Annotated in this window: 13 protein-coding genes and 1 riboswitch; of the genes, 8 read left to right on the top strand and 5 right to left on the bottom strand. The window is 72.2% G+C overall.

Annotated features, from left to right (window positions below):
• Positions 1-130: 130 nt before the first annotated feature.
• A complete protein-coding gene (locus tag ACZ3KP_RS04995) occupies positions 131-1,309 on the bottom strand; it encodes a PP2C family protein-serine/threonine phosphatase (protein WP_467496418.1) in 1,179 nt (392 codons plus the stop codon).
• A gap of 185 nt (positions 1,310-1,494) precedes the next feature.
• Here ACZ3KP_RS04995 and ACZ3KP_RS04990 point away from each other — a divergent pair, with 185 nt between their 5' ends.
• On the top strand, positions 1,495-1,929 hold the full coding sequence (locus ACZ3KP_RS04990) for a MarR family winged helix-turn-helix transcriptional regulator (RefSeq protein WP_358980543.1): 435 nt from the start codon (positions 1,495-1,497) through the stop codon (positions 1,927-1,929).
• Between the two features lie 267 nt (positions 1,930-2,196).
• On the opposite strand, the gene ACZ3KP_RS04985 is transcribed toward ACZ3KP_RS04990, so the two are convergent.
• Positions 2,197-2,634 (bottom strand): hypothetical protein, encoded by a 438-nt coding sequence (locus ACZ3KP_RS04985; RefSeq protein ID WP_467496416.1) that lies wholly within the window; start codon positions 2,632-2,634, stop codon positions 2,197-2,199.
• A gap of 449 nt (positions 2,635-3,083) precedes the next feature.
• Here ACZ3KP_RS04985 and ACZ3KP_RS04980 point away from each other — a divergent pair, with 449 nt between their 5' ends.
• The 6 genes from ACZ3KP_RS04980 (at position 3,084) to ACZ3KP_RS04955 (ending at position 9,844) form a co-directional block, all read left to right on the top strand.
• A complete protein-coding gene (locus ACZ3KP_RS04980; RefSeq protein WP_467496414.1) occupies positions 3,084-3,908 on the top strand; it encodes a DUF1684 domain-containing protein in 825 nt (274 codons plus the stop codon).
• A gap of 128 nt (positions 3,909-4,036) precedes the next feature.
• A riboswitch (SAM riboswitch) is annotated at positions 4,037-4,150 on the top strand.
• Positions 4,151-4,185: 35 nt separating this feature from the next.
• Entirely contained in the window at positions 4,186-4,314 is a 129-nt protein-coding gene (locus tag ACZ3KP_RS04975; RefSeq protein WP_360563454.1) for a putative leader peptide, read from the top strand.
• Positions 4,315-4,662: 348 nt separating this feature from the next.
• Complete coding sequence (locus ACZ3KP_RS04970) at positions 4,663-6,282, top strand: ABC transporter substrate-binding protein (protein WP_467496411.1); 1,620 nt, start codon at positions 4,663-4,665, stop codon at positions 6,280-6,282.
• Between the two features lie 3 nt (positions 6,283-6,285).
• Positions 6,286-7,245 carry an ABC transporter permease gene (locus tag ACZ3KP_RS04965; RefSeq protein WP_467496409.1) on the top strand — a complete coding sequence of 320 codons (960 nt, stop codon included), beginning with the start codon at positions 6,286-6,288 and terminating at the stop codon, positions 7,243-7,245.
• A complete protein-coding gene (locus tag ACZ3KP_RS04960) occupies positions 7,242-8,174 on the top strand; it encodes an ABC transporter permease (RefSeq protein WP_467496407.1) in 933 nt (310 codons plus the stop codon). Before ACZ3KP_RS04965 ends, ACZ3KP_RS04960 begins: the two co-directional genes overlap by 4 nt.
• Entirely contained in the window at positions 8,171-9,844 is a 1,674-nt protein-coding gene (locus ACZ3KP_RS04955; protein ID WP_467496405.1) for a dipeptide ABC transporter ATP-binding protein, read from the top strand. Before ACZ3KP_RS04960 ends, ACZ3KP_RS04955 begins: the two co-directional genes overlap by 4 nt.
• Before the next feature lie 164 nt (positions 9,845-10,008).
• Here ACZ3KP_RS04955 and pntB read toward each other — a convergent pair whose 3' ends face one another.
• Entirely contained in the window at positions 10,009-11,475 is a 1,467-nt protein-coding gene (pntB, locus tag ACZ3KP_RS04950; protein ID WP_467496403.1) for a Re/Si-specific NAD(P)(+) transhydrogenase subunit beta, read from the bottom strand.
• 6 nt (positions 11,476-11,481) lie between these two features.
• Positions 11,482-13,038, bottom strand: a complete 1,557-nt coding sequence (locus ACZ3KP_RS04945) for a Re/Si-specific NAD(P)(+) transhydrogenase subunit alpha (RefSeq protein ID WP_467496401.1) — start codon at positions 13,036-13,038, stop codon at positions 11,482-11,484.
• A gap of 300 nt (positions 13,039-13,338) precedes the next feature.
• Between ACZ3KP_RS04945 and ACZ3KP_RS04940 the strand changes: the two genes are divergently transcribed.
• Positions 13,339-14,001 (top strand): aggregation-promoting factor C-terminal-like domain-containing protein, encoded by a 663-nt coding sequence (locus ACZ3KP_RS04940; RefSeq protein ID WP_467496399.1) that lies wholly within the window; start codon positions 13,339-13,341, stop codon positions 13,999-14,001.
• Here ACZ3KP_RS04940 and ACZ3KP_RS04935 read toward each other — a convergent pair.
• Positions 13,995-15,233, bottom strand: coding sequence for a cytochrome P450 (locus ACZ3KP_RS04935; protein ID WP_467496397.1), 1,239 nt, complete (start codon positions 15,231-15,233; stop codon positions 13,995-13,997). The two genes, ACZ3KP_RS04940 and ACZ3KP_RS04935, sit on opposite strands and share 7 nt — an antisense overlap.
• Positions 15,234-15,280 lie beyond the last annotated feature (47 nt).

The raw sequence follows: 15,280 nt of genomic DNA, 5'->3' as shown, positions 1-15,280 counted from the left end.
GTTGCGCCAGGACCGGCGCAAGCGGGGTCATCGTTGCCACAGGACAAATATTCCACAGGGCAAACACCTCCCCCTACAGGCGACCTGAGGACACAGCATCGCCACATCCCTCCCTGGCTGCCACAGCGGCTCAGCGCCCGTGCCAGTCCAGGCAGACCACCAGGGCGTCGTCCTGCGGGAGAGACTGCCCGCGGTGCCCGGTCAGCTCCCGCAGGATGGCACGCGGCACCTCCGCGGCCGGCAGCAGCCGCGTGGACATGACCGCCCTGGCCAGGGCGGCGTCGCCGTACGCCTCCCCCTGGGGCGAGGCCACCGCGTGCACCCCGTCGCTGACGAAGACCAGCCGGTCGCCGGGTTCCGCCTGGAAGTCCTGGACCACGTAGTCGGTCTCCTCGAACATCCCCAGCGGGAGCTGCGCCTCGAAGGTGACCCGCTCGACCACGCCGTCGCGCAACCGCAGCAGCTGCGGGGAACCCGCGTCCACCACCTTCGCCCGGCCCGTCGCCAGCTCGAAGTCGAACATCAGCACCGAGAGGTAGCAGCGCCCCTGGTAGTGGGCGTACACCGCCTGGTCGGCCAGGGCGGCCTGGTCGTCGATGGCGAGGCCGGCCCGCCTGGCGTTGCGCAGCGCGTTGATGGCGAGGTTCGTCAGCAGGGACGCTTCTATGCCCTCGCCCATGCCGTTGGTGACGTACAGCATGAGGTGGTCCGCGGTGGCGGACCAGTCGAAGTTGTCACCGAAGATCGCGTAGGCGGGCTCCAGCTGCGCGCCCAGTTCGTACTCGGGGCGCGCGCAGGAGCGGCCCGGCAGGAGCTGCCACTGCATCTCGGCGGCCAGGGTCAGCCGGTCCTTGCGTCGTGCGCGCAGGTACACGTCCGTGTCACGCTCCGCGACGATCACCTCGTGGCCGAGCACCTCGGCGATCTCCGCCAGCTCGCCCAGCAGGCCGGGCACGTCCTCCCCGTCCGGCAGGGTGACGCACAGCACGCCCAATCGGTCGCCACGCACGGTGACCGGCAGATGGACGCGCACGGCACCCCCGGGAGCGGCCTCCACGAGGGGTTCCTGGGCCCCGAAGGCACGGCCCACGGGGCTGCTGTGCACCGACACCGGCTCCGCGGTGTTCGGCAGCGAGGACACCGGCTGCAGCACGGTCAGGCCGTAGTCGGCGAGCAGCAGCTCCACGGACGTCGCGGCGTACTCCTGTACGAGCACTCTGCGCACGACGTCGAGCAGCTCATGGGGGGCCGCCGTACGCAGAGCGCGTTCAGCGGTCACAAATCTCTTCACGATCGTAAATACACCCATCCTCCGTCGGACGCACACGAGCCTTGCACACACGACAGGGCTGATTGTGCCGCGTCACGCCGCATCGTCCGAACCATCTGTTGCAGGAACCGGCACCTAGTACGCTGAAAGACGTCCCAGGTGCCTGCGAGAGTGTGACGGTGACTGTCTTCCGCCCCCGCCCCGAGCCCGTCGAGGTAGCACGTATGACCTTGACGGCAGTGGAGTTGCTGGAAGTTTTGTGGGGCCGGGCCTCGACCGCGCCGGCTTCGCCGTCCCAGATGCGCGTGCTGCTGATGCTGGAGCACCATGACGGCATCAATCTGCGTACCCTCGCCGACTCCCTCGCCTCCACGCCCCCGTCCACCAGCCGGCTCTGCGACCGGCTGGTGGCCGCGGGCTTCGTCGAGCGGGTGGTCAGCCCCGCCGACCGGCGCGAGGTACGGCTGCACCTCAGCGACCGGGGCCGCGTCTTCCTCGATGACCTGCGCGCACGCCGGGAGCAGGAGCTCCAAGCGGTGCTGGAGCTGATGCCCGCCGCCAAGCGGACCGCGCTGCTGGAGGGGCTGGAGGCGTTCTGCGACACGGCGGCGCTGCAGATACACAGCGACGAGCCGCGTGCCGGGGGCCGGACGGCCTGAACGCCTTCCCAGTCCACCGATCGCGTCGAAGCGTCGGGGCTCGGGCGGCCAGCACACGGAGCGACCTCCGCCCACCAGAACATCGCAAGTTCCTTCCCGCGCAATGCGACTCGGTTACTTTGTTGCCTCACGCCCATAGTTGTCAAATGGCAACAGTCGGGCCCGGGGCCTCTCTTGTACTGGTACCCCCGAATCACCGTCTCTGCCTGTGGCCAACGTCTCCGGGGGAGCCGGCCTGCGAGAGAGGCATGAGACCGGTGCCGCGCTTCAGGCGGCGGGCAGCAGGCCTTCGCGCAGACGGGCGAGCAGACGGGACACGTGCATCTGGGAGACACCGAGACGTTCGGCGATCATCAGGGCGAGGGCGTGGAAGTCCCCGACCGGGCCGAGTGCGGCGTCCTCGTCGCCTATGAAGTCCGCCGACGGGGACTCGCCGTCCTCGTCGGCGCGCGCCGGCTGGACGCGGGCTTCCGGCCCGCGGCTGCGGAACCGGGCGGCCGCGAACCGCACCAGGGACATGTTCATCTCGATCAGCGTGTCGCGCGCGTACCGGTATTCGGGAGTGCCTTCCGCCGGCTGCGCCAGGCGGTCGAAGAACACCTCCGGCAGCTCCCGCGCGTCCTTCGGTGCGACCTCGGCAGGGGTCGCGATCTCCGGAACATCCGCCCTCTGCCCGGCGGCCTGCACGGTCGTCGTTCCCCTCATGCGCCCCTCCCGGTCGTCCGGCCTCGTCGGCACCGGTTCCTGGTCCCGCTAGGACGCGCTTACCCCCACCGCCCACGGCCATGCCCGAACGACGGCTCGGCGGATGCGGACGTGCCAGGTGTTCTTGACATCCGCCGGGGCGGCCGACGTACGGTGAACCGATCTGTTTCGGACGGGTGGAGGCCCCTGATGCGCGGACTCGGAGCGGCACCCAGGGGTGTGCGTTCCGCCGTGCGGCTGGTCACCCGTCGGCATGTGGACTTCTGCCGCACCTGCTCGGCCGTCTGTCCTCTTCCGCGCCGCTGACCCCTGCCCGGCCCGCGTCACCCGAGCTGCGAACCCGCCCTGACCGGTCCGGTCGCCGTGACGCCGCCTGCCCCGCGGACGTGGCCCACGCCGCCGTCTCCTCGACTTCCCCGTCGACGAACCCGACCCACGAAGGAGACCCCATGACCACCGAGGCCACCACGACGGACCTGCGGGCGTTCACCGAGGACTGGCTGGACTGGTACCGCGCCCAGGAGGCCCGGCTGGCCGACCCGCACGGTTTTCTGGCGATCACCGCCCTGCACTGGCTGGACGACCGGCCACAGCGCTTCCCCGACGCGCCCGGTGCCTGGCGCACCGGCCCCGACGGGGTGGTGGTCACCCTGGACGACGGAGAGGAACTGGTCGTCGGCGGGACGCCGGTGCGGGGAGAACACCGCTTCGGCGTGCTTCCGGAGCGCGGGGGCGTCGACGCGGTCTGGGGCGACGCCGTCATCGAGGTAGCCAAGCGCGGCGGGAACGACATCGTGCGCCCCCGGCACCCGGACGCGCCGCTGCGCACCGCCTTCACCGGCACCCCCGCCTACGCACCCGACCCGCGCTGGGCAGTGACCGGCCACTACGTCCCCTTCGACGAGCCGCGGCCGACCACCGTGGGCGCCGCGGTCGAGGGCCTCGAGCACGTCTACGACGCGCCGGGGCGGATCGAGTTCGAGCTGGCCGGGCGGCAGCTGTCCCTGACCGCGTTCCCCGGCCGCGATCCCGGCGGGCTGACGGTGCTGTTCACCGACGCGACCTCCGGGGTCACCACCTACGCCGCCAACCGGGTCCTGACGGTCGAACCGCCCGCCGCCGACGGCACGGTGGTGCTGGACTTCAACCGTGCCGCGAACCTGCCGTGCGCCTACACGGACCTGGCCACCTGCCCGCTGCCGCCGGCCGAGAACCGGCTGCCGGTGGCGGTCGAGGCCGGGCAGAAGATCCCCCGCGAACGCGGCGGGTCCTGAACCGGACGGAGGGGCCGCCCGGTCGGATGGCCGGACGTGTCCCGGCAGGTGAGACGTTCCGGCCTCGCGCGCCGAACGCCCCTGTGTGGCATTGACGTTCGACAAGTCGGCTCCGTAGCATCTCGATCGGCATTGAGTGTCAGCGTCAAGCCCTGGCTCGCTGACCGGCAACCCTCCCGCGCGGTGGGGTGCTCCAGGTGAAAGCCCGGCGGGATCACCGACGATCACCGCAAGCGCGTGGCCCCGGTGGCGGGGCCGGAGACGGGGAGGGACCGGTATGCACAGCGATCACGCGGCGGTCGCCTCCTGCGCCGGTGCCATGCCGTTCTCCCGTCTCTCCCGCCGACGCCACATCGACCTCAAGCGCTCGACCAGCTGCCTCTGTCGCACGACCAGTTGTCGCTGACGAGCAGGCCCCCGGTCCGCTGACAAGCCGTCGCCGACGAGCCCCCTGACCGGCCACCGCGCCGACCGGGACCGCCGCCGGGCACGGCCTCCCGGCTCCCGGCTCCCGGCTCCCGGCTCCCGGCTCCCGGCTCCCGGCTCCCGGCTCCCGGCTCCCGGCTCCCGCTTGACGGTCCGCTGCCCGCTCTCCCGCCACCGCGCCCGCTGGCGTCTTCCTGACCACCGCCTGATCAGCGCTTTCCCCCGCCGGTGCCGACCGGCCGGGTCGCACGTCCGTCCCCGCACGGCGTGCCGCGCTCCCGACGCCTGTCACCCGGTGCCAGGTGACACGAGTAGGAGAAAACCCTCCGTGACCGCACTTCCGGTATTCAGATCATCCCGTTGGGCGCCGCTGGCCGCCCTGCTGACCACCAGCGTGCTGCTGACCGCCTGTGGTTCGGGCGACGGCGGTTCCGGCGGCGCGAGCAGCCGGCCTAAGTCCGGCGGCACCCTGACCTTCGCGGTGGGTTCCGACTCCGGCTGCGTGGATCCGCAGCAGGTCGGCAGCAACGACACCATCTACTCGGTCCGTCAGATCGTGGACTCGCTGACCGACCAGGACCCGAAGACGGGCAAGATCGTGCCGTGGCTGGCCAGGAGCTGGGACATCAACTCCGACGCCACCCGGTTCACGTTCCACCTGCGCTCGGGCGTCACCTTCAGCGACGGGTCGAAGCTGACCGCGCAGGTGGTCAAGGACAACTTCGACGCGGTGCCGAAGCTCGGCGCCCTGGGCACCCTGGCCCAGGGTTACCTCAACGGTGTCAAGAGCACCACCGCGGTCGACCCGCTCACCGTGCAGGTGACCTTCGCACAGCCCAACGCGCAGTTCCTGCAGGCGACTTCGACCCACTCACTGGGCATCGAGTCGTCCGCGAGCGTGCACCGCACCCCGCAGCAGAAGTGCAGTGACGGGGTGGTGGGATCCGGGCCGTTCGTGCTGAAGGGCTACGTGCAGAACCAGTCGATCACCCTGGCCAGGCGGACCGGGTACGCCTGGGGATCCAGTCTGTGGGCCAAAAAGGGCGAGGCCTACCTGGACAAGCTGGTCTTCAAGGTGGTGCCGGAGGCAGGCGTACGCGCCGGCAGCCTCCAGTCCGGGCAGGTCGACGCGATCAGCAGCGTCGGCAGGGCCAACGAGGCAGCGCTCAAGGGCGGCCAGGTCACGCTCGCCCGCCGGGCCAACCCCGGGGTGGTGTTCGGTCTGGGCCTCAACAACGCCAGTCCCCTGCTGAAGGACGCCAGGGTGCGGCAGGCACTCCAGGTCACGGTCGACCGCAAGCAGATCGCCGACACCGTCTTCCCGACCGGCACCCGGCCGGCCAGCAGCGTCCTGGCGCACACCACCCCTGACTACACCGACCTGTCCACGGATCTGTCCACGGACCCGGCCAAGGCGAAGTCCCTGCTGGACCAGGCCGGTTGGAGGACGGGCGGTGACGGCGTCCGCACCAAGGGCGGCAGGAAGCTGAGCCTGACCATCACCTGGTTCCCCAACGCGGCCACCAACCAGCCCGCGTTGGAACTGGTCCAGCAGCAGCTGAAGGCCGTCGGGATCGACGTGGTGCTCAAGCAGCTCCCGGTCACCCAGTTCGCGACGACCCTGCAGGCCGGTGACTTCGACGTCGTGTGGGGCAACGTGACCCGGTCCGACCCGGACATCCTGCGCACCTCGTTCTCCACACGGCTGGCCAACTTCTACCACCTGCCCGCCAGTTCGCTGGACACCGTGCTGTCCCGGCAGGCCGCGACGACCGATGCCGTCAAGCGCGCGAAGCTGGTCGCCGAGGCGCAGCGGCTGATCGTCCAGAACGCGTACGACATACCCGTGGTCGAGTTGCAGACCCAACTGGGCGTGTCCACGAAGGTGCACGACCTGGAATTCGACTCGGGCAGCCGGATCCAGCTGCACGACACCTGGATCGGCTAGCCCGTGCGCCGCTATGTGATCAAACGGCTCGCGCAGGCGGTCGGGGTGCTGTGGGCGGCCTACACGGTGTCGTTCCTGGTGCTGGACTTCCTGCCCGGTGACCCGGTCTCGGCGATGGCCGGCGCCGGGATGGACTCGGGCCAGGTCGACCCGGCCCAGCTCGCGGCGCTGCGGCACGAGTACGGCTTCGACAAGCCGGTCCTCGTGCAGTACGCCGAGTACCTCGGGCGGGCGGTGCGCGGGGACTTCGGCGACGCCGTCTCCAGCGGCCGTCCGGTCACCTCCGTCATCGGCGCCGCGCTGCCGGGGACGCTCCAGCTCACGGGGGCCGCGCTGCTGCTCGCGGTGGTGTTCGGCGGCGGACTCGCGGTGGTGGCGACGTACACCTCGCAGCGGTGGTTGCGGCAGCTGTTGCTGTCGCTGCCCCCGCTGGGGGTGTCGGTGCCCACCTTCTGGGTGGGGCTGCTGCTGGTCGAGGCGTTCTCGTTCCGGCTGCACTGGTTCCCCGCGTTCGGCAACGACGGGCTGCGGGGCCTGGTGCTGCCGGCGCTGACGCTGGCCGTGCCGACCGGGGCGCTGGTCGCCCAGGTGCTGGCCAAGAGTCTGCTCACGGCGCTGGACCAGGCCTATGTGGAGACCGCCCGGGCCAAGGGCGCCGGACGCCCGCGGGTGCATCTGCGGCATGCGCTGCGCAACGCGTCACTGCCCGCGCTCACGGTCGTCGGGCTGCTGGTCGGGCAGCTGGTCGCCGGTTCGGTCGTCGTGGAGACGGTGTTCTCCCGGGACGGCCTCGGCCGGGTGACCGCGGCGGCCGTGACCGCCCAGGACATCCCGCTGGTGCAGGGGGTGGTGGTGTTCGGCGCGCTGATCTTCGTGGCGACGAACCTGGTCGTCGACCTCGTCTACCCGCTGCTGGATCCCCGGATCGTGGTGGCCCCGGACAGGAGGGCGAGCTTCGCATGAGTCAGAGCGTTGTCGACGACGCGGCGGACGCCGCCGAGGCCGCCCTCGGCCTCGCCCGGCCCGTCGAGGCCGGTCCCCCGCGGGCACCGGCCCGCCCCGGCGGGCCGCGGCGGGTGCTGCGGTTCCTGGTGCGCCGCCCCGGACTGCTGCTGTCCGTCGCGGTCCTGGTGCTGGTGGTGCTGGCGGCCTTCTGGCCGGACCTGTTCACCTCCCAGGACCCGTTGCGGGGGGTGCCGGCCGACAACTTCCGCGGTCCGAGCGGCAGTCACTGGTTCGGTACCGACGAACTCGGCCGTGACGTGTTCTCCCGGGTGGTGCACGGCGCCCAGCTCTCCCTGAAGGCGACGCTGATCGCGGTCCTGGTGGCGTTCGTGGTCGGCGGACTGCTGGGCGTGGTCGCCGGGTTCGTGGGCCGGTGGGTGGACGACGTTCTGATGCGGTTCGTCGACGTGCTCCTGTCCATCCCGGCGCTGTTCCTGTCCCTGGCCCTCGTCACCGCGCTCGGCTACGGGACGGTGAAGGTCGCGGTCGCGGTCGGCATCGCGAGTGTCGCCTCGTTCGCCCGGGTGGCCCGTGCCGAGGTGCTGAGGGTGCGGCAGGCGGTGTTCGTGGAGGCGTCCCGCTCCTGCGGGTCCCGCTGGTACTCGGTCCTCGGCCGGCATGTGCTGCCCAACGCGGCCGGTCCGGTGATCGTGCTGGCCACCCTGGACTTCGGCTCCTCGATCCTGGCCGTGTCGGCGCTCAGCTTCCTCGGCTACGGCGCGCCGCCGCCGGCCCCGGAGTGGGGCACGTTGATCTCCGACGGCCGCAACTACCTGGCCAACGCGTGGTGGCTGACCGCGCTGCCCGGTCTGGCCATCGCCGCGACCGTGCTGGCCACCAACCGGATCGCGCGGGCGCTGGACGGCGAATGGGACCGGCAGCGATGAGCGACGCACACGAGAACGGCGGGGACGTGACCACACCACTGCTCAGCATCCGCGGCCTGTCCGTGTCCTACCGCACCCGGGGCGGCACGGTGCCGGCGGTGCGAGGTGTCGACCTGGACGTCTGGCCCGGTCAGGTGACCGCGGTGGTCGGCGAGTCGGGTTCCGGAAAGAGCACCACGGCACACGCCGTCATCCGGCTGCTGGCCGCGAACGGCACCGTCGACGCGGGCACGATCGGCTTCGGCCGGCATGATCTCGCCACCCTGTCGGAGGCGGAGCTGCGGACCGTGCGCGGCGCCCGGATCGGGCTGGTCCCGCAGGACCCGACGGTATCGCTCAACCCGGTCAAGCGGGTCGGCGAGCAGGTCGCCGAGGTGCTGCGGATCCACGGTCGGGCGACCCGGCGGGCGGCGGCGGCCGAGGCGGTCGCGGTGCTGGACCGGGCCGGGCTGGCGGACGCGGCGGTCCGGGCCCGGCAGTACCCGCACGAGCTGTCCGGCGGTATGCGGCAACGGGTGCTGATCGCCATCGCCATCGCCGCCGGGCCGGAACTGATCATCGCCGACGAGCCGACCAGCGCGCTCGACGTGACCGTGCAGCGCGTCATCCTCGACCACCTCCAGCGGCTGGCCGAGGAGTCGGGCACCGCGGTCCTGCTGGTGACCCACGACCTCGGGGTGGCCGCCGACCGGTCCCAGCGGCTGGTGGTCATGGAGCGGGGCAGGGTCGTGGAGGCGGGCGAGACCCGCTCCGTGCTGGCCGACCCGCAGCACGAGTACACCCGGCGGCTGCTGGCGAGCGCGGCCACGGCCGCGCCCCGCACCCCGGTGGCGGCCGGCGCCGCGGACCCGGCCGCCGTCCCGCTGGTGGAAGTCCGCGACCTGGTCAAGGAGTTCCGGCTGCCCCGCACCGGCGGCGAGGCCCGCACCCTGCGCGCGGTCGACGGCGTCAGCCTCACCCTGCACCGCGGCCGGACCCTCGCCCTGGTCGGCGAGTCGGGCTCGGGCAAGTCCACCACCGCCCGTCTTGTGCTCAGGCTGGCCGACCCCACCTCGGGGCAGGTCCTCTTCGACGGCGCCGACGTCACCACCGCGGGGGCCGGTCAGGTCAGGGAGCTGCGCCGCCGGGCCCAGTTGGTCTACCAGAACCCGTACGCCTCCCTGAACCCGCGGTTCTCGATCGGCGACGTCGTCACCGAGCCGCTGCGCGCCTTCAAGGTCGGCGACCGCGCCTCCCGACTCGACCGGGCCCGTGAGCTCCTGGACCGGGTCGCCCTGCCTGCCGCGACGCTGGAGCGCCGCCCGGCGGAGCTGTCCGGTGGACAGCGCCAGCGGGTGGCGATCGCGCGGGCCCTAGCGCTCTCCCCCGATCTGGTGGTGTGCGACGAACCGGTCTCCGCGCTGGACGTCTCCGTCCAGGCCCACGTGCTGGAACTGCTGGCGGAGTTGCAGGAACGGACGGGGGTGGCCTACCTGTTCATCTCGCACGACCTGGCCGTCGTGCGGCAGATCGCGCACGAGGTGGCCGTGATGCGGGCCGGGCGGGTGGTCGAGACGGGACCGCCCGAGGCCCTGTTCACCGCGCCGCGCCACGCGTACACCCGCGAGCTGCTCGCGGCGATCCCCGGCGGCCGGGTCCCCTCCCCCGCCACCGAATCCACCACGAGCTGAGGACCGGCGTCACATGAGCACGCCCATCGTCCTGGGCCGGCGTCCCGCCGCCGGGGCACCATCGGGTCCGGGCGCGGCAGGAGGTGAGTTGTGCTCCGCGGCCGTCCGTGCGCCTCCAGGTGCACAGCCGTGAGCCGTCGGCCTGGAGGCGCCCACGGGCCACCTCAGCGGGGGGCGGTGGTCTCCTGGCGGGCGGCCGAGGTCGGTGCCCGGTGGTCGTCGGGACCGAGCGCCCGCAGGATGTCCTCGACGCTCTGTCTGGCGTCACCGAAGAGCATGCTGCTGTTGTCGCGGAAGAACAGCGGGTTCTGGACGCCCGCGTAACCGGCGGCCATGGAACGTTTGAAGACGACGACGTGCTCCGCCTCCCAGACCCGCAGCACCGGCATGCCGGCGATGGGGCTCGCCGGGTCGTCCGTCGCGGCCGGGTTGACGGTGTCGTTGGCGCCGATGACCAGCACGACCGAGGTACTGGCGAAGTCGTCGTTGATCTCGTCCATCTCCAGGACGATGTCGTACGGGACCTTCGCCTCGGCCAGCAGCACGTTCATGTGCCCCGGCAGGCGTCCGGCGACCGGGTGGATGCCGAACCGGACCTCGACGCCCCGCTCCCGCAGTCTGCGGGTCAGCTCGGCCACCGGGTGCTGGGCCTGGGCGACGGCCATGCCGTAGCCGGGGGCGATGACCACCGACCGGGCCCGCGCGAGTGCCTCGGCCGCCTCCGCGGCGCGGATCTCGCGGTGCTCCCCCTGCGCGTCCTCGCGTCCCGAGGTCGCCTCGATGCCGAAGCCCCCCGCGATGACGGAGAGGAAGGACCGGTTCATCGCCTTGCACATGATGTACGACAGGTAGGCACCGGAGGAGCCCACCAGCGCCCCGGTGACGATGAGCAGGTTGTTGTCGAGCAGGAAGCCGGCCGCGGCCGCCGCCCAGCCCGAGTAGCTGTTCAGCATCGACACGACGACGGGCATGTCCCCGCCGCCGATCGAGGCGACCAGGTGCCAGCCCAGTACCAGCGCCAGCACGGTCACCGCGATCATCAGCGGCAGGTTCGGGCTGACCGTGAACCAGACGGTCAGAGCCACGAAGGCGGCGAGCGCACCGAGGTTCAGCGCGTTCTTGCCCGGCAGCGTGAGGGGACGGGACTTGATGCGCGCGGAGAGCTTCAGGAACGCGACGACCGAGCCGGTGAAGGTGACCGCGCCGATGAAGACGCCGATGACCACCTCCGCGTGGTGGATGCCCAGCAGGTCGGCGCCGACCCGGGTCCCCGCGTCACCGTGCGACTCCACCTCCAGGAAGCTGTTCCAGCCCACCAGCACCGCGGCCAGGCCGACGAAGCTGTGCAGTACCGCGATCAGTTCGGGCATCTGCGTCATCTCGACGCGGCGGGCCCGCCACAGCCCGAGCCCCGCGCCCAGCACCATCGCCAGCACGATGAGGGTCACCGCGCCGGCGGTGATGCTCCGAGCGGCCACCACGACGGTGGCGACCAGGGCGAGGGCCATGCCGGCGATGCCGTAGCCGACGCCCGCGCGGGAGGTGCGGTGCTGGGAGAGCCCGGCCAGGCTGAGGATGAAGAGCAGGGCGGCGACCAGGTCCGCAGCGTGCGATGCCGTCGAAGAGGTCATCTCGGCTCAGCCTTTCGAGAACATCGACAGCATGCGGCGGGTGACGGCGAAACCTCCGAAGATGTTCACGCTCGTCAGCAGGATCGCCACGAAGGACAGCGCGGTGACGATCCGGCTCTCGTGCCCGATCTGCAGCAGGGCACCGATCACGACGATCCCGGAGATCGCGTTGGTCACCGACATCAGGGGCGTGTGCAGCGCGTGGTGCACCTTGCCGATGACGTAGTAGCCGATCACCACGGCCAGCGCGAACACCGTGAAGTTCCCCGCCAGTTGGGCGGGCGCGAAGGCGACCAGCAGGAACAGCGCGACCATGCCGAGGCCGGTCAGCGCGAGGCGCCGCGCCGGCGTGAGCCTCTGCTGCTTCGGCTGGGGCGCGGGGGGCGGGGACCCGGGCGGCGCGGCGGGCGCGGCCGAGACCGCCACGGGCGGCGGCGGCCAGGTGACCTCGCCGTGCCGTACGACGGTCACGGCACGCTGCACGGCGTCGTCGAAGTCGATGACCGCCCGTCCGTCCCTGCCCGGCGTGAGCAGCTTCAGCAGGTTCGCCAGGTTGGTCCCGAACAGCTGCGAGGCCTGGGCGGGCAGCCGGGAGGCCAGGTCGGTGTAGCCGATGAGGGTGACGCCGTTGTCGGTGACGACCGCACGTCCCGGCACGGTGCCCTCGACGTTGCCGCCCTGGCCGGCGGCCATGTCGACGACCACGCTGCCCGGCTTCATGGCGGCCACGTCCTCGGCGGTCAGCAGGCGCGGCGCCGGGCGGCCGGGGACCAGCGCGGTGGTGATCACGATGTCCACGTCCCGGGCCTGGTCGTGGTACAACTCGGCGGCGGCACGGTCGTAGTCTGCGGAGGTCGCCCGGGCGTAACCGTCGGTGCCCGCCTCCTGGGCGACGTCCACCGGCAGGTACTCGCCGCCCAGCGACCTCACCTGGTCCGCCACCTCGGGCCGCGGGTCGGTCGCCCGTACGACCGCGCCGAGGCTGCAAGCGGCGCCGATCGCCGCGAGACCGGCCACCCCGGCGCCGGCGACCAGCACCTTCGCCGGGGGCACCTTCCCGGCGGCGGTGACCTGACCGGTGAAGAACCGGCCGAAGACGTGCGCGGCCTCGATGACCGCCCGGTACCCGGCGATGTTCGCCATCGACGACAGCACGTCCATCGACTGGGCGCGCGAGATCCGGGGCACCGCGTCCAGCGCGAGCGCGGTCACCCCGGCCCGTGCGAGTGCCGTGAGCAGTTCCGGTGACTGGGCGGGGGCCAGCAGGGCGACCACCGTGGCGCCCCGCCGCAGCCGGGCGATCTCGGTGTCGGAGGGCGGGTTCACTTTCAGGACCAGGTCGGCGTCCCAGGCGGCGCCGGCCTCGGCGCCCGCGTCGAGATAGGCCTGGTCCCCGAAGCCGGAGGCCGCTCCGGCCCCGGACTCCACCACGACCTGGTAGCCGAGGGCCAGCAACTGGCGCACGGTCGCGGGTGTGGCCGCGACGCGGGTCTCGCCGGGGACGGACTCGGCCACGACGCCGATGCGCTGGGGTGAGTGGTGCGCGGATTCGTGTGCAGACATGTCTTCTGTTGTCACCTCGGGAGGCGGGTTCGACGGGTCCGCGGTCGAAGGGCGGCCACGGGACAGGTGCCCGTGGCGAGGACCGTAGGAACCTACCCGCCGAAGTCACCCCGTCAGACGGCACGAGCAAGGTGTGTCGGCCGAACATGGTTGGTTCCGAGGCGTGTGAGTATCCACACGTCTCCTGTGATTGCGCCGGCCGGGCAAGCGCGCAAGAGTATGCCAACCGTGTCACCCAGCAAACGAGATGCTTTCGACGGTCACTCCATCCGGGTGCCCGGGCGCAGGGGAGGAAAGCGCGTGAGCCGTATGTCGGTCCGGGGACTCGCGGTCGTCTCGGCCACCGCGGTCACCGCTGTCGGAAGCGTCGCCGGGGCGGCCTCGGCCAGCAGCACCCACGACGGCGGCACGCCGACGCCGGCGGCCGACGCCTCCCTCCTCCAGGACATTCCCGTGGGCCGCCAGGCCCAGGTGCAGACGGCGACCGTGACACAGCAGGCCGAGGCGATGGCCGTCCAGGCGGACGCGAGCGCCCGGAAGACCGCGGAGCAGACCGCCCGGGCCGCGGCGGCCAGAGCCGCGGAGGCCAAGCAGGCCGAGGCCAAGAAGCGCGCGGCGGCCAAGGCCGCGGCCGGTGATCCCACGGCGAGCTTCCCGGTCCAGAGCTCCTACACCGTGGCGCAGCTCAAGGCGATCGCCGCGCAGATCGTGGGCAGCGGCCAGTTCCAGTGCTTCAGCAACATCGTGGACCACGAGTCCACCTGGAACTACCTGGCGGTCAACGCCTCCTCCGGCGCCTACGGCCTCGTCCAGGCGCTGCCCGGCTCCAAGATGGCCTCCGTGGCCGCCGACTGGCGGACCAACCCGGCCACCCAGATCAAGTGGGGCCTGAACTACATGAACACCACCTACGGCAGCCCCTGCCAGGCCTGGGCCTTCTGGCAGGTCCACCACGCCTACTGACCGGCACCACCGGGCCGGGTCCGGGCCGTGGGCTCCCACAGCACGTGCAGGGTGGCCGGCTTGCGGAACACCAGGCCGTGCGGCGCGGCGGGCCGTCGCGGGTCGAGCCGAAGGCCGGGCAGGCGTTCGAGGAGGCGCTGGAGGGCGATACGGGTCTCCAGGCGGGCCAGGTGCGCGGCGAGGCAGTGGTGCGGGCCGTGGGCGAAGGCCAGTTGGAGACGGGCCTCGGCGCGGCGGACGTCGAAGCGGTCCGGGTCGGAGAAGACGGCGGGGTCACGGTTGGCGCCCGTCAGGGAGACGCTGACCAGGTCGCCGCGGCGGACGGCGGCGGGTCCTACGACGGTGTCGCGGGTGGCGTAGCGGTCCACCACCGCCGCGCCGGGCTCAAGGCGCAGCGACTCCTCGACGGCTCCGTCCAGCAGTGCGGAGTCGGCGTGCACCAGGGCGAGTTGGCCGGGGTTCCGGAGCAGGTGGAGCAGGGCGTTGGTGATCATCGCCTCGGTGGTCTCGATGCCGCCGAACATCAGGACGGCGGCGTTGGAGGCCACTTCGGGCAGGTCCAGCCGTTCGGCGGCGGCGACCAGGAGCGAGGAGGCGTGCCGGTCGGCGACCGTGGCCTCGACGGCGGCCCGCAGCTGTGCGTACGCGGCCGGGCCGGCCGGGCCCGCCGCCAGCCCCGCGGTGATGTCCGAGACCGATCGTACGATGGCGTCGTACCAGGACAGGACGGTGCCGGGGGTCGTCCCGACCAGTCCGAGGGCTTCGGTGACGACGGCCACGGCGAGCGGGCCGGCGAAGTCGCGGCGCAGTTCGGCGGTGCCCGCCGCTTCCAGTCCGGTGAGGAGACGGTCGGTCTCCCGTGCTATGAACCCGGCGAACCCGTCGTGCACCCTGCGGGGCCGGAACGGAGCCGCGAACGGGTCCCGGTGACGGGCGTGCGCCGCTCCGTCCAGGGACAGCATGCTCGGCCCGACGACCTGGGCGGTGGTGAAACGGGGGTCGTCGACGGTGAAGGTGTCGGAGTCCCGCATCACGTGGAGCGCGAGGTCGCGGCGGGTGACCAGCCAGCCGTTCAGCTCGGGCAGCCACGACACCGGCTCGTGGGCGCGCAGCAGGGCCAGGCGTGGGTGCGGATCCCGGGCGAGCTCGGCGAGCGTGGTCGAGGCGCCGAGGGGGAACGCGGCACGGGTGCCCGGCGCGCCGTCCGGCCCGGACGAGGGAAAACCGTTCACGCGCCATCGTAACCACGGTGCGTCGAACCGACGGTGCCGGGCCGGGT

This window comes from Streptomyces sp. NPDC020958 (assembly GCF_055562175.1).
The sequence above is the reverse complement of the archived record's forward strand: the minus strand, read 5'-3'. Positions and strand labels throughout refer to the sequence as shown.